General features: G+C 33.1%; 19 protein-coding genes. 18 read left to right on the top strand and 1 reads right to left on the bottom strand.

Annotated features, from left to right (window positions below):
* Positions 1 to 21: 21 nt before the first annotated feature.
* From IDG63_RS00665 to IDG63_RS00655, 3 genes are read left to right on the top strand one after another with little or no spacing between them, the layout of a single operon-like run.
* Positions 22 to 801 (top strand): transporter substrate-binding domain-containing protein, encoded by a 780-nt coding sequence (locus IDG63_RS00665; RefSeq protein WP_000825929.1) that lies wholly within the window; start codon positions 22 to 24, stop codon positions 799 to 801.
* Entirely contained in the window at positions 782 to 1,501 is a 720-nt protein-coding gene (locus IDG63_RS00660) for an amino acid ABC transporter permease (protein WP_000479576.1), read from the top strand. Before IDG63_RS00665 ends, IDG63_RS00660 begins: the two co-directional genes overlap by 20 nt.
* Entirely contained in the window at positions 1,498 to 2,229 is a 732-nt protein-coding gene (locus IDG63_RS00655) for an amino acid ABC transporter ATP-binding protein (RefSeq protein WP_000615461.1), read from the top strand. Before IDG63_RS00660 ends, IDG63_RS00655 begins: the two co-directional genes overlap by 4 nt.
* A 96-nt stretch (positions 2,230 to 2,325) precedes the next feature.
* On the opposite strand, the gene fmhA is transcribed toward IDG63_RS00655, so the two are convergent.
* Positions 2,326 to 3,576, bottom strand: coding sequence for a FemA/FemB family glycyltransferase FmhA (fmhA, locus tag IDG63_RS00650; protein WP_001012222.1), 1,251 nt, complete (start codon positions 3,574 to 3,576; stop codon positions 2,326 to 2,328).
* A gap of 254 nt (positions 3,577 to 3,830) precedes the next feature.
* On the opposite strand from fmhA, the gene IDG63_RS00645 reads away from it, so the two are divergent.
* The 15 genes from IDG63_RS00645 to cobA all read left to right on the top strand — a co-directional run bounded on the left by IDG63_RS00645 (position 3,831) and on the right by cobA (position 14,896).
* A complete protein-coding gene (locus tag IDG63_RS00645) occupies positions 3,831 to 4,193 on the top strand; it encodes a DUF4467 domain-containing protein (protein WP_000819843.1) in 363 nt (120 codons plus the stop codon).
* 18 nt (positions 4,194 to 4,211) lie between these two features.
* Positions 4,212 to 4,811, top strand: coding sequence for a DsbA family protein (locus IDG63_RS00640; protein ID WP_086095919.1), 600 nt, complete (start codon positions 4,212 to 4,214; stop codon positions 4,809 to 4,811).
* 27 nt (positions 4,812 to 4,838) lie between these two features.
* Positions 4,839 to 4,919: a hypothetical protein gene (locus tag IDG63_RS00635; RefSeq protein WP_223197974.1), complete on the top strand. Its 81-nt coding sequence runs from the start codon at positions 4,839 to 4,841 to the stop codon at positions 4,917 to 4,919.
* 164 nt (positions 4,920 to 5,083) lie between these two features.
* A complete protein-coding gene (locus tag IDG63_RS00630; RefSeq protein ID WP_000584499.1) occupies positions 5,084 to 5,335 on the top strand; it encodes a type II toxin-antitoxin system Phd/YefM family antitoxin in 252 nt (83 codons plus the stop codon).
* A complete protein-coding gene (locus IDG63_RS00625) occupies positions 5,335 to 5,601 on the top strand; it encodes a Txe/YoeB family addiction module toxin (RefSeq protein ID WP_000113262.1) in 267 nt (88 codons plus the stop codon). Before IDG63_RS00630 ends, IDG63_RS00625 begins: the two co-directional genes overlap by 1 nt.
* A 34-nt stretch (positions 5,602 to 5,635) precedes the next feature.
* Positions 5,636 to 5,707 (top strand): hypothetical protein, encoded by a 72-nt coding sequence (locus tag IDG63_RS14640; protein WP_223200558.1) that lies wholly within the window; start codon positions 5,636 to 5,638, stop codon positions 5,705 to 5,707.
* Between the two features lie 187 nt (positions 5,708 to 5,894).
* Positions 5,895 to 7,445, top strand: a complete 1,551-nt coding sequence (gene adcA / locus IDG63_RS00620) for a zinc ABC transporter substrate-binding lipoprotein AdcA (RefSeq protein ID WP_000727763.1) — start codon at positions 5,895 to 5,897, stop codon at positions 7,443 to 7,445.
* Positions 7,446 to 7,630: 185 nt separating this feature from the next.
* Entirely contained in the window at positions 7,631 to 8,098 is a 468-nt protein-coding gene (locus tag IDG63_RS00615) for an SRPBCC family protein (protein ID WP_000153344.1), read from the top strand.
* Between the two features lie 86 nt (positions 8,099 to 8,184).
* Positions 8,185 to 8,367: a hypothetical protein gene (locus tag IDG63_RS00610; protein ID WP_000079142.1), complete on the top strand. Its 183-nt coding sequence runs from the start codon at positions 8,185 to 8,187 to the stop codon at positions 8,365 to 8,367.
* Between the two features lie 216 nt (positions 8,368 to 8,583).
* Positions 8,584 to 9,408, top strand: a complete 825-nt coding sequence (locus tag IDG63_RS00605) for a formate/nitrite transporter family protein (RefSeq protein WP_000572040.1) — start codon at positions 8,584 to 8,586, stop codon at positions 9,406 to 9,408.
* 233 nt (positions 9,409 to 9,641) lie between these two features.
* Positions 9,642 to 10,178, top strand: a complete 537-nt coding sequence (locus IDG63_RS00600; protein WP_000169317.1) for a GNAT family N-acetyltransferase — start codon at positions 9,642 to 9,644, stop codon at positions 10,176 to 10,178.
* A gap of 229 nt (positions 10,179 to 10,407) precedes the next feature.
* On the top strand, positions 10,408 to 11,139 hold the full coding sequence (locus tag IDG63_RS00595) for a sirohydrochlorin chelatase (RefSeq protein WP_001014065.1): 732 nt from the start codon (positions 10,408 to 10,410) through the stop codon (positions 11,137 to 11,139).
* 65 nt (positions 11,140 to 11,204) lie between these two features.
* The gene (gene nirB / locus IDG63_RS00590; protein WP_001118725.1) at positions 11,205 to 13,610 is read left to right on the top strand and encodes a nitrite reductase large subunit NirB; all 2,406 of its coding nucleotides are present in this window, start codon (positions 11,205 to 11,207) and stop codon (positions 13,608 to 13,610) included.
* Between the two features lie 3 nt (positions 13,611 to 13,613).
* A complete protein-coding gene (gene nirD / locus IDG63_RS00585; RefSeq protein WP_000448222.1) occupies positions 13,614 to 13,928 on the top strand; it encodes a nitrite reductase small subunit NirD in 315 nt (104 codons plus the stop codon).
* On the top strand, positions 13,919 to 14,896 hold the full coding sequence (gene cobA / locus IDG63_RS00580) for a uroporphyrinogen-III C-methyltransferase (RefSeq protein ID WP_000109875.1): 978 nt from the start codon (positions 13,919 to 13,921) through the stop codon (positions 14,894 to 14,896). The genes nirD and cobA overlap by 10 nt, the downstream gene beginning before the upstream one ends.
* Positions 14,897 to 15,072: the final 176 nt, after the last annotated feature.

Below are 15,072 nucleotides of genomic sequence, written 5' to 3'. Positions count from 1 at the left end.
AAGAATAAGGAGATATATTCTATGAAAAGACTTTTATTTGTGATGATAGCTTTCGTTTTCATATTGGCTGCATGCGGAAACAATTCGTCGAAAGACAAGGAAGCTAGTAAAGATAGCAAGACAATTAATGTTGGGACTGAGGGGACTTATGCACCATTTAGTTTCCACGATAAAGATGGTAAATTAACTGGTTACGATATTGATGTTATTAAAGCAGTGGCTAAAGAAGAAGGTTTAAAACTTAAATTTAATGAAACTTCTTGGGATTCTATGTTTGCAGGTTTAGACGCAGGGCGTTTTGATGTAATCGCGAACCAAGTAGGTATTAATCCTGATAGAGAAAAGAAATATAAATTTTCTAAGCCTTACACATTCTCAAGTGCTGTTTTAGTTATTCGTGAAAATGAAAAAGATATTAAAGATTTTGATGATGTTAAAGGTAAGAAGTTAGCACAAACATTCACATCTAATTATGGTAAATTAGCTAAGGATAAAGGTGCTGATATTACAAAAGTTGATGGCTTTAACCAATCAATGGATTTATTATTGTCTAAGCGTGTTGATGGTACATTTAATGATAGTCTGTCATACTTGGATTATAAAAAACAAAAACCTAATGCTAAGATCAAAGCAATCAAAGGTAATGCTGAACAAAGTAGATCTGCATTTGCATTTTCTAAAAAAGCAGATGATGAAACAGTTCAAAAATTCAATGATGGCTTGAAAAAAATCGAGGAAAACGGTGAATTAGCTAAAATAGGTAAGAAATGGTTTGGTCAAGATGTTTCTAAATCTAAATAGCGAACAACAACATGCGCTAGATGCTGCAAAACAAGCTTTCGGACCTATGCTAGAAGGTTTGGTCAAATATTCAATTCCTATTACATTAGTTACATTTGTTTTAGGATTGATTATTGCATTATTTACAGCATTAATGCGAATTTCAACGAGTAAAATTTTAAGAAGTATTTCACGTGTCTATGTATCTATTATTCGAGGAACACCAATGATAGTACAACTATTTATCATATTTTATGGTATTCCAGAATTAGGTAGATTATTAACAAATGACGCTGACAACCAATGGACATTGGCACCTGTAGTGGCTGCTATTATTGGTTTATCATTAAATGTAGGTGCGTATGCTTCGGAAATTATTCGTGGCGGTATTATTTCTATACCGAAAGGACAAACAGAAGCTGCATATTCCATCGGTATGACGTATGGTCAAACGATACAACGTATCATTTTACCGCAGGCAATTCGAGTGTCGATTCCTGCACTAGGTAATACATTTTTAAGTTTAATCAAAGATACATCATTATTAGGATTTATTTTAGTGGCTGAAATGTTTAGAAAAGCTCAAGAAGTTGCGTCTACAACATATGAATATTTAACAATTTATGTGTTAGTTGCGCTAATGTACTGGGTGGTATGCTTTATTATTTCAATTATCCAAGGTATCTATGAATCTTATATTGAAAGAGGGTATCGCTCATGATTCAATTGAACAATATCCATAAATCATTTAATGATGTTGAAGTCATCAAAGGTATTGATTTATCTGTTGAACAAGGTGAGGTTGTAACCTTAATCGGTCGATCTGGTTCAGGTAAAACAACATTGTTACGTATGATTAATGCATTAGAAATTCCAACTGAAGGTACAGTTTATGTTAACGGCAAAACATATACATCTAAAGATAAAAAATCACAAATAGAAGTTCGTAAACAGTCTGGTATGGTATTTCAAAGTTATAACCTTTTTCCGCATAAGACGGCATTAGAAAATGTAATGGAAGGTCTTATCACAGTTAAAAAGTTGAAAAAGGATGAGGCACGTGGGAAATCACTTGAGTTACTTGAGAAAGTTGGTTTAACACATGTCAAAGATCAACGTCCACATGCATTATCAGGTGGTCAACAACAACGTGTTGCTATTGCAAGAGCACTAGCAATGAACCCTAAAGTGATGTTGTTTGATGAACCAACATCTGCACTTGATCCTGAACTTGTGAATGATGTTTTAAAGGTTATTAAAGATTTGGCTAATGAAGGCATGACAATGGTCATTGTGACACATGAAATGCGTTTTGCTAAAGAAGTATCTAATAACATTGTATTTATTCATGAAGGCATGATCGGAGAACAAGGGGCACCAGAAGAGATGTTCAATCGTCCGAAAACAGAAGAATTAAGACGTTTCTTAAATGTTATAAATGAAGAATAATCAAATAGAACCACGTATCATGTTTTAGTATGGCGATGAAGCCATATACATGATGCGTGGTTCTTTGTTATGTTGTCATAATCTTGGAGCGATATTTTAACGACGTTTATGATTTAAGTACGTTTGTACCTTATATAGTAATGGTTTGATAGGCTTAATAAAGTCACCGATATACTCTTCTACATGTGCGTTAAAACCTTTTTTGAATTGTTGGACGCCATAGTCTTCTGATGACTCTGAAAAGTCACCGGTAATACCATAAAAATTATAGCGATCAATATGATGCGCTTTAGCAAACTTAATCATTTCCCACTGCAAATGGTAGGCACCCATATAAGCATTATATTTAGGGTTTGAACCACTAGATAAGTAATAAACTTCATGCTCATTGTAGATAAATAAAGCAGAAGCTAAGTTTAAGACTGCACCATCTTGTTCAATTTGTTCTATTGTATTGTCGATTTTACGCTTATTGCTATTTAGCTGTTGTTCTAGCTGTGTGCGTTTCGTTTTATTTTTCTTTGAATTAGGACTTTCTTCCAATGCTTCTTCAACACCTGAGAGTTCAGCTGTTAATTGTTGTTGCTTTAATTGTAACGTTTTTAAATACTCGTTTAAATCAATATACGCCAACTTTAACATGGCGTGGTCATCGTATAACTTTTGCATTTCTTCAAAGTATGGTAACTCACGGAATTTGAAACCATGCTTTTCCTCAGCCATATGGAATAAGTCGAAAAAAGTTTGCGTTTCATCAATCGTTAACGTTTTAGTTTTGACACCAATATCATATGTTTTTTTAATATTACGTCTCGTTTGATAATCCATTTCTTTTAAAAGTTGGTCTTCAGTCTTATCTTTTAAATCTAACACTGACAGCCAACGGATTTGGCTCATTGAATCATAACCTACAGGGAAACCTTGGTGTTTATAACCTAATTTATCCATTGTTCTAACAAATGCTCGGTTATCATAAGATTTAACAATTTCACCGTCTGCATTGCGTAAATTTTCAATTAAATATGGATCTACAAGGACATATAAACAATTGTGTTTCTTTAAATATGACGTTAATGCTTTAAAGAAAAATGCTACTAATGATTGATTTGTATAATCCATCACTGGCCCGCGATGTGTATAAAAATATTTGAAAAATTTAAGTGTGCGTGCTTCTGTCAATAAGCATCCTGCAATCACTTGACCATTGTCATCTTTAACCCCTACAAGATGCACATCGCCTTTTAAATCAACTCTATGATTGTAATGAATAGCTGATTGTGTGTAATGTGAAAAATGCTTTGTTGTAAACGCATTGAACTCATCCGAAGTCAACGTTACAAAGTTCATTTTATCCCATCCCTCTCTGAATTGAACTGTAATTTTTGAATTTATTAATAATGCTATTTTTTTATTTTATCAAAAACTGATTACAAATACACATAGAAAATGAAATATATTTTTCTTTGACTATACATAACTGTTATTTCTTTGGATATTTATATTAAATGCATTGGTAGTAGTTGTAGCGCATTAATGTTTGACGGTGTATAGTATTAATTATATTGAAAGTTAGTTGGAAGTTGATAGTAGGAGTGGGAGCATTGAAGCGATTTGTGGCGACGGTATTATTATTACTAGTCTTTATATCAGGATGTGGTAATGATAAATATGTGAAAGAAATAGATGAAGCAGTTAAAATTCAAAATCAAAAACAAGAACAACTTGCCAAAAAAGGCAACGGTGATCGTGTTGATCATTTTGAACGCAAAGATGCTAATATTTATGTCTATGATAAGGATAAAATTATCATTTTAGCTTATAAACCTTTGAGTAATGATGATGAAGTGCATTATTATGCATATGATTTTAGTGATAAACGTGTATCATATAAGCAAGATTTTGATTCGAGACGATATTATCAACAACATGATGCGGATTATCATGAAGAAAATATGACGAACTAGATATGAACAGGAGTTATTATGACTAAAAAATTACTAACATTATTTATAGTGAGCATGTTAATTTTAACAGCTTGCGGTAAAAAAGAATCAGCAACGACATCCTCGAAAAACGGCAAACCATTAGTTGTCATATATGGCGACTATAAATGTCCTTATTGTAAAGAATTAGATGAAAAAGTCATGCCAAAGTTGCGTAAAAATTATATAGATAATCACAAAGTGGAATACCAATTTGTCAATTTAGCTTTCTTAGGTAAAGACTCAATTGTTGGTTCGCGTGCGAGTCATGCAGTATTGATGTATGCACCTAAATCATTTTTAGATTTTCAAAAGCAATTATTTGCTGCCCAGCAAGATGAAAATAAAGAATGGTTAACAAAAGAACTATTAGATAAACATATTAAACAACTGCATTTAGATAAAGAGACGGAAAATAAAATTATAAAAGATTACAAGACAAAAGATAGCAAGTCTTGGAAAGCTGCAGAGAAAGATAAAAAAATAGCGAAAGATAATCATATAAAAACGACACCAACTGCATTTATTAATGGCGAGAAAGTTGAAGATTCATATGATTATGAAAGTTATGAGAAGTTATTAAAAGATAAAATAAAATAATCTTAATTGTTGAGATAAGTAAGTGATATCAATTTATTAGGACAATATGAAAAGGCAATTTCTATTAGCGATATGATAGAGATTGTCTTTTTAATGTATGAAGTCTAAATAGGTAGAAATTATCATGTAAACATTGTTTAGTAGGGAATCAGTACAGGATAGGTATTGATTCTTCCCCGTGCGAAATCTTGATTAGTAGTTTTTTTCTGTGTCGCTTGTTTTATTGTACAGATATTTGTACAATTGAGGTGTGTTAAAAGGAGGCGATAAATATGATTATTAAAAATTATTCATACGCTCGACAGAATTTAAAGGCACTTATGACAAAAGTAAATGATGATAGTGATATGGTAACTGTAACATCTACTGATGATAAAAACGTAGTAATCATGTCAGAATCAGATTATAACTCCATGATGGAAACACTTTACCTCCAACAGAACCCAAATAATGCTGAACACTTAGCTCAATCAATTGCAGATCTAGAACGTGGGAAAACTATAACGAAAGATATAGATGTATAATGGCTAGGTTAAATATTACGTTTTCGCCTCAAGCCTTTGAAGATTATAAGTATTTTCAGCAGAACGATAAAAAAATGGTGAAGAAGATTAATGAGTTACTTAAAAGTATTGACAGAAATGGTGCATTGGAAGGTATAGGTAAGCCTGAAAAGTTAAAATCGAATCTGACTGGGTATTATAGTAGACGTATCAATCACGAACATAGATTGGTTTATACAGTAGATGACAATCATATAAAAATAGCATCATGTAAATACCATTATTAAATCTAAAAGTCACACTATAAAAATAGGGTAAGTTATTTTAGGACAATATGAAAAGGCAATTTCTATTAGCAATATGATAGAGATTGTCTTTTTTCTTATATTATGACGTTCGTAAATACTATAAAGTTTTCTGTATCATATTTGTACAATAGTCATGTATTAGATAAAACGAAAAGTGGTAAATACCTAAAGTATGATTCGACTTTATATTATTTATAAAAACAGTGCTTGTATTTTAAGTAGCATGAGTATATAATTTTAAAACGTAAAGATTACTATTTAGGAGGGTGACTATGAAAAAGAAATTAGGTATGTTACTTCTTGTACCAGCCGTAACTTTATCATTAGCCGCATGTGGGAATGATGATGGAAAAGATAAAGATGGCAAGGTAACAATTAAAACGACAGTTTATCCATTGCAATCATTTGCAGAGCAAATTGGTGGAAAACACGTGAAGGTATCATCAATCTATCCAGCAGGGACAGATTTACATAGCTATGAACCAACACAAAAAGATATATTAAGTGCAAGCAAGTCAGACTTGTTTATGTATACAGGGGATAATTTAGATCCGGTTGCTAAGAAAGTTGCATCTACTATCAAAGATAAAGATAAAAAACTGTCTTTAGAGGATAAATTAGATAAAGCAAAGCTTTTAACTGATCAACACGAGCATGGTGAAGAGCATGAACATGAGGGGCATGATCATGAGAAAGAAGAACATCATCATCATCATGGTGGATATGATCCACACGTATGGTTAGATCCTAAAATTAACCAAACTTTCGCTAAAGAAATTAAAGATGAATTAGTGAAAAAAGATCCAAAACATAAAGATGACTATGAGAAAAACTACAAAAAATTAAACGACGATCTTAAGAAAATTGATAACGATATGAAGCAAGTTACAAAAGATAAGCAAGGTAATGCAGTATTCATTTCACATGAATCAATTGGATACTTAGCTGATCGTTATGGTTTTGTTCAAAAAGGTATTCAAAATATGAATGCTGAAGATCCATCACAAAAAGAATTAACTAAAATTGTTAAAGAAATTAGAGATAGCAATGCTAAATATATTCTTTACGAAGATAATGTTGCGAATAAAGTGACTGAAACAATTCGTAAAGAAACAGATGCGAAGCCTTTAAAATTCTACAACATGGAGTCTTTAAATAAAGAACAACAGAAAAAAGATAATATTACGTATCAATCATTAATGAAATCTAATATTGAAAATATCGGTAAAGCTTTAGACAGTGGTGTTAAAGTGAAAGACGACAAAGCTGAAAGTAAACATGACAAAGCAATTTCTGATGGGTATTTTAAAGATGAGCAAGTTAAAGACCGTGAATTAAGCGATTATGCTGGTGAATGGCAATCTGTTTACCCTTACTTAAAAGACGGTACGCTTGATGAAGTGATGGAACATAAAGCTGAAAATGATCCTAAGAAATCTGCTAAAGATTTAAAAGCTTATTATGACAAAGGATATAAAACTGATATTACTAACATTGATATAAAAGGAAATGAAATTACATTTACTAAAGATGGTAAGAAACACACTGGTAAATATGAATACAATGGTAAGAAAACATTGAAATATCCTAAAGGTAACCGTGGCGTGAGATTTATGTTTAAATTGGTCGATGGTAATGATAAAGACTTACCGAAATTCATCCAATTTAGCGATCACAACATTGCACCTAAAAAGGCAGAACACTTCCATATCTTTATGGGTAATGATAATGACGCGTTATTAAAAGAAATGGATAACTGGCCAACATATTATCCTTCAAAATTAAATAAAGACCAAATCAAAGAAGAAATGTTAGCGCATTAATTCAACAGGTTTGCACACTCTACTCAACTGTTAATAGCTGAATAGAGTGTGTTTTTTATTTCGTAGTTATCAATTTCAACAGAGGGAATGATTAATATTACTATAGTTTATAACAAATGATTTGGTAACATATGTTACTCAATGCATGTTAAGATGAGTAAATATAAAAGATAGGGAGTGGGAAGATGACGATTAAAGTTGAAGATAATAAAATTATTTTTTCAAGAACGATAGAAGCACCGATTGAAAAGGTGTTTGATGCCTATACGACAAAAGCATTATTTGAAAAATGGTTTCATCCAAAAGACGCTAGTACCAAAGTGTTTCGCTTTAATGCTGTTTCAGGCGGTGATGCATTTTATGCGATTAAAACACCTACAATGACCAGCTATACATTAGCAGAATATAAAACGGTTAAGCGTCCATATTTAATTGAATATATTGACTCATTTGCGACACCTCAAGGTGCAAAAGATACAAAAATGCCAAGCATGAAAATTACTTTGTCATTTTCCAAGAGCAATACAACGAAAACGACAGTGACATCAACATCGGTATTTCCAACAAAAGAAGCCGCTCAACAAGTCATAAACATGGGTGTTGAACAAGGTATGAATCAAACTTTAGATCAACTTGATGCTTTATTGAAATAAAGTTGTTGAAAATATGTAAAAAATTTTATATGCCATTCAGTTTATAATAATAACGTAATATTATTAATTGAATGAAGGATGATTCGATGGCACAACGTTACATTAAAGTATTAATATTATATATTTTTACTACGCTTTTATCTTCAATTACTGTTACTTCGAAATGTGTACCAAATAAAGTGGTTAGATTTATTTTGCGTACAGTCGTAGGCTACAGTGTATTTGCATATGGTTTACATTACTTTTCAAATTTAAAAAAGAATAAGTAATACTTTACATAAAGCGAGATAAAATGAGCGTCGTAATATCTTAAATCATAAAGATATTAGCCAATCACGCGATTTATCTCGCTGTTTTTATGAAAGAAAACTACATTTTTGAGAGAATAAAAAGATTTTTCTGAAATTTAAACTATCAATTACATTGATTTACTAATATAATTAGAAAGTAAATTTTATTTGATCAAAGTAAATGGGGGAAGTACTGTGATAGAAAATAAGAAAACAGTTGAAGATACATATTCAACAGGCGCAATTGTTGATTCAATATCATCTTCAGTACAAATGAAGCAAGTAATGGTACAGCAAACACCTGGCCGATATATGCTTAAAGCAATGATGGCCGGATTTTTACTCTCAATCGTTACTGTATTTATGTTCGGAATAAAGACGCAGTTTGCGAGTACTCACGTAGATGGACTTATCAATTTAATGGGAGCCATTGCGTTTAGTTTAGGTTTGATTTTAGTTGTATTAACTAACTCTGAATTATTAACAAGTAACTTCATGTACTTTACAGTAGGCTGGTATTATAAAGTCGTTTCTGTTAAGAAGATGACTTGGATTTTATTATATTGTTTCTTAGGAAATATTTTAGGTGGGTTTGTGTTATTTTTCTTAATGAAATTTGCGCATGTCATGACACCTGAAATGACACAAGCTTTAACAGCTTTAGTTCAGAAAAAGACTGTTGATTCAACATGGTTGAATATTTTTACAAAAGGTATTTTCTGTAACTTCTTTATTAATATTGGTATTTTCATCTCTATGCAATTCAAAGGCGGCTTAACAAAGGCATTCTTCATAGCTTGTGGTGTCGTGGTCTTTGTATACATGGGATATGAGCACGTTGTGTTCAATGCAGGTCTATATGCAGGTATGGTATTCTTTAACCTTGATGCAGTTTCATGGTTACACGTTTTAAAAAATATCGTTTTTGCTTTCTTAGGTAACTTTGTCGGTGGCGGTATTTTTGTAGGTCTCGTTTATGCTTTCTTAAATGGTAAGCGTAATCGTTTAGAGCAACAATAATTAAGATGTAGTGATTAAATAGCGTAACAATGAATCATTCTTCCAAACCATTCATGAATTTGAATGGTTTTTTTACGTTGAGAGAGTAATTTTTAATAAGTTTCATGAGAGTATTGGTGTATTCAGATGAAGCATACTTTCTGACATGTGATAAATTTATTGATACACTTTGATGGATATTTATTTTAAAAATAAAATATGGTTAAATCATTTAAAAAAGAGTGGGGATTAATATGACAAAAACGATGATTCGACTCGCAAGTGAACAAGATGCAGAAAAATTGCAACAACTCATGCATGAAGCATTTACGCCTCTAAGAGAACTAGGTATTGATTGGCCTTCAGTTAATGCTAATTTAGATGCTGTTAAAGAAAATATAGATAAAAATACTACATTTGTCATGACAATTGATGATGAAATTATATCTACGATTACGGTTAGATATCCTTGGGGAAGTGTGAAAAGTATTTCGGGCTATCCTTTTGTCTGGTGGTTTGCGACAAATCCTGAGTATGAAGGGAAAGGCTATGGTAGCCAATTACTTACTTATGTTGAAGAAGCATTTTTGCGAGATACGTTAAAGTCAGCGGCAGTTACTTTAGGTACATCTGCAAGATTGCATCCGTGGTTACTTAAAATTTATGAAAAAAGAGGTTATGAAATATACAGCGAACATGAAAATGATGATGGCGATTTAGGTGTGATCATGCGCAAAGTATTGATACCCGAGCGCTTTGACGAAACAATATTAGGCCAACCACCATTTTAAGATAATAATATACACTACAAGCGACCGATATATTGATGCTTGCTCAAATAAATGTTGAGTAGGGATTCATATATCGGTCACTTTTTTTGATTTAACAAAAAGGGAAAATGTATAAGGAATATGCATGACTACAGGCATCAGGGAATTCCCTGATTTTACATTATAATGTGATTCTTTTCACAAAAACAAAATGATTTGGTATACAATACGTGTGAAAGGGTTGGTAAATGTGAATGGGAATATCATTGTTGCACATGGCATGAGGCACGGACGACAGAATCAAGCGTTAGAAGCATTTATTTCTGAATTAGTAAAAGATGATATACATCACTATGATATTGCGTTTTTAGAAAGTGAGCATCAGGATTTAGAGACGGTAATGACGACGTTGATTCAAAGTGGGGTTGACCATTTTAAAATTGTACCATTGCTAATCTTTAGTGCAATGCATTATCTCAAGGATATACCGAATATCGTTCATGAAATGAAACGACGGTATCCAGACATAAAGGTAGAAGTAAGCGAGCCACTTGGCACACATCCTTTAATGAGACGATTAATTGAACAACGTATTTGTGACGCATTAGCAGGTGAAGAACAACAAGTTGGAGTTATGGTTGTTGCACACGGCAATATTAATGGAAAGTTTACTAAGGCACACGAAGAGTTACAAATATGCACTCAAAATTTGCAAATTAGCAAGCCGACATATGCGAGAACGCTATATGGAGAGATTAGTTTTACACATGATTTAGAAAGCATCTCGAAACGGTATCAAAAATTGATTGTCGTACCATTATTTTTATACGACGGAAGGCTTGTTAACAAAGTGAAGCAGCAAATGAATGACATGGTTATTAATACAGATATACACATCACACCTTCAATTAACTTCGACCCAATTTTAAAGCAAATCATTAACGATAGATTAGAAAGCTTAATGATTCCGATGAAAATATAAAAGCACTAACGAAAAATTAATACCTTTTTTTGAAATAAATATTATGGAGTAAAGGGGCATATTTTATGGCAAAGCAAAAACTAGTAATGATTGGTAACGGTATGGCGGGCATTCGAACAATCGAAGAAATATTAGAGCGCGCCAACGATTTATATGATATTACGGTAATAGGTAAAGAACCTTATCCAAACTATAATCGCATCATGCTTTCAAATATTTTACAAAATAAAATGACAGTTGAAGAAACAATTATGAATCCATATGAGTGGTATGAGGAACATGGTATCGAGTTAATTACAAATGATCCTGTAATTGAAGTAGATAGAGCAAATCAATCAGTTACTACTGCAAATGGTATTGAAGTATCATACGATAAATTGATTTTTGCGACAGGTTCTAAAGCATTCGTCATTCCAGTTCCAGGTTCGACATTACCGAGTGTAATTGGTTGGAGAACGATTGATGATACTGAACAAATGATGAACATTGCTAAGACTAAAAAGAAAGCAATTGTAATTGGTGGAGGATTACTAGGTTTAGAGTGTGCACGTGGTTTATTAGATCAAGGTATGGAAGTAACGGTGTTACATTTAGCTGAATGGTTGATGGAAATGCAGCTAGACCGTAAAGCTGGAAATATGCTTAAAGCAGATCTAGAAAAGCAAGGTATGAAGTTTGAAATGCAAGCCAACACAACTGAAATCTTAGGAGAAGATGATGTTGAAGGTGTTAAATTGGCTGATGGACGCGAGATTCCGGCAGACTTAGTTGTTATGGCAGTAGGTATTCGACCATACACAGAAGTAGCCAAAGAATCAGGTCTAGATGTTAATCGAGGTATTGTTGTCAATGATGTGATGCAAACAAGTGATAGCAATGTATATGCAGTTGGTGAATGTGCAGAACATAACGGCAAAGTTTATGGACTCGTTGCACCACTATATGAACAAGGTAAAGTATTAGCTGATCATTTAACAAATAAAGAAACGAACGGATACAAGGGATCAACAACATTTACGTCATTAAAAGTTTCTGGGTGTGACTTGTATAGTGCTGGTCAAATTGTAGAAAATGCAGAAATTAAAGGTATTGAAATATTTAATAGTGTTGATAATAACTATAAAAAAATCTTTTTAAAAGACGGTAATGTAGTTGGTGCAGTACTATATGGTGATATCGATGATGGTTCACGCTTTTATAACATGATGAAAAAAGGTGAATCCACTGAAGATTACACACTTGTATCATTGCTTACTAAAGGTGGAGAAGAGGCATCGCTATCAATTGCTGATATGGCTGATGATGAAACAATTTGTGGTTGTAATGGTGTTGATAAAGGTACTATAGTAAATGCGATTACGGAAAATGGCTTTACAACAGTTGAAGAAGTAACGGCTAAAACAAAAGCGGGGAATTCATGTGGTAAATGTAAACCGCAAATTGCTCAAATATTGCAGCACACTTTAGGAGATGACTTTGTTGCCGCAAAACCTGCTGGTATATGTGGTTGCACTGATTTGACACGCGATCAAATTGTAACGCAAATAAGAGCGAAAGGTTTAAAAACATCTAAAGAAGTTCGACATGTTTTAAACTTTAAAAACAAAGGTGGATGTCCAAAATGTCGACCTGCGATTAACTATTATTTGAATATGGTTTATCCACATGATCATGAAGATGAAAGAGAATCAAGATTTGCTAACGAACGTTACCATGCGAATATTCAAAATGATGGTACATTTTCTGTTATACCTCAAATGCGTGGGGGTGTTACAGATGCAGACCAACTGATTCGTCTAGGAGAAGTGGCTAAGAAATATCATGTGCCACTAGTTAAAGTGACAGGTTCGCAACGTGTTGGTTTGTATGGAGTTAAAAAAGAAGAATTACCAAATATATGGGAAGACCTAGGTATGCGTTCAGCATCAGCTTATGGTAAGAAAACTCGCTCAGTTAAAAGCTGTGTTGGTAAAGAGTTTTGTCGATTTGGTACGCAATACACGACACGACTTGGCATTCGTTTAGAAAAAACATTTGAATACATCGATACACCTCATAAATTCAAAATGGGTGTATCAGGCTGCCCAAGAAGTTGTGTTGAATCAGGTGTTAAAGATTTTGGTATTATCTCAGTTGAAAATGGATTCCAAATCTATATCGGTGGTAATGGTGGTACAGAAGTTGAAAAAGCTGAATTTTTAACAACTGTAGAAACAGAAGATGAAGTAATCAAATTATGTGGTGCTTTGATGCAATATTATCGCGAAACAGGTATATATGCTGAAAGAACAGCGCCATGGTTAAGAAGACTTGGATTTGAAAATGTAAAAGAAGTCTTACTTGACCCAGAAAGACAAAATGAACTATTTGAACGCATTATGGATGCTAAAAAAGCAGTCGAAGCTGAACCTTGGGAAGCAATAACTAGCAATGCGCAAGCACGTAAAATTTTTGAAGTGGAGAAGGTGTAATACATGGAAACAAAAGAAAAAATTAAAGTGACAACTATAGATGAATTAACACCCCTAATTGGAAAAAAGGTTATTGTCAAAGGCAAAGAGGTAGGGTTGTTTTTAACAGAAAGTGGCAAAATTCATGCGATTCACAATATCTGTCCACACAAACAAGGACCATTGTCTGAAGGGACAGTGAGTGGGGAATATGTATTTTGCCCGCTCCACGATCAAAAAATTGATTTAAATACAGGTATTGTTCAAGAACCTGATGAAGGTTGTGTAGATGTTTATGAGGTAGAAGTTACAGACGGGAACGTATATATATGTCTGTAGATAAATATGGCAAGGTTTACTTGATAGGTGCGGGACCAGGTAATCCGAATTATTTGACTAAAAAGGCTGAGCGTTTAATACGTGAAGCGGATGTTATACTATATGATCGATTAGTGAATCCGTTAATTTTACAATATGCGAATTTGACTACTGAAATTATCGATGTTGGTAAAAAGCCGTATGCAAAACACATTCAGCAAGAAAAAATAAATGAATGTATCGTGGAAGCAGCACGTCGATATAACAAGGTTGTGAGGCTTAAAGGTGGCGACCCAGCAATATTTGGACGAGTGCAAGAAGAAGTCGACACACTAAATGAACATCATATTGCGTTTGAAATTGTACCAGGGGTGACATCAGCGAGCGCAGCAGTTGCTACTATGCAGACAGGTTTGACAATGCGTACAGTTGCTAAAAGTGTGACATTTTCTACAGGTCACTTTAAAGATTCAGAAGAAAATGAAGTGGATGTCAATTCCTTAGTGAATGGTGGCACGTTAGCAATTTATATGGGGGTAAAACGTTTAGGGAAAATTATCACACAGATACAACAATACACAGATATTGATTACCCGATAGCGATTGTCTTTCAAGCATCGTGTTTTAACGAGTTTGTTGTTAAGGGGCGTTTAAGTAATATTATTTCAAAATTGCAACACTATTCAATTGAGGCGAAACCAGGTATATGTATTATTGGGGAAGTTGTTGGTTATACTGAAAACACTCCTAAATCATATGATCCTATGAAGCAATTTTATGTAGTAAGTGGTTCTAAACATGACGCCCTTATGCTCTGTGAACATTTATATGACGAAGGTTATGGCTGTTTGCTAAACCCAAATGATACATCGAATGGCACATATCATTCGTCGCAATATGATTACTATGATGTATTTATTAAGCAGCAAGAAAATGTAACATATATTTCAACCGATCATGCAGATGCTAATACAGTGTTATGTCACTAATTTATAAAAAATAAATGAATAAGTAAGGTTTCAACCGAGAGAATATATTCGTGTTGAAGCCTTATTTGTCGTTGTGCCAAATTTGAACGATTTAGATTGGCAATAAGCACGACCATACATGATTGTGTATTATTTCAATGAAATCCCGTTATTGATAGGGAAATTCCTTAAGTAAT

The sequence above is a fragment of the Staphylococcus sp. EG-SA-14 genome, assembly GCF_017151935.1.
In the GTDB taxonomy this organism is placed as follows: domain Bacteria; phylum Bacillota; class Bacilli; order Staphylococcales; family Staphylococcaceae; genus Staphylococcus; species Staphylococcus aureus.
The sequence above is the reverse complement of the archived record's forward strand: the minus strand, read 5'-3'. Positions and strand labels throughout refer to the sequence as shown.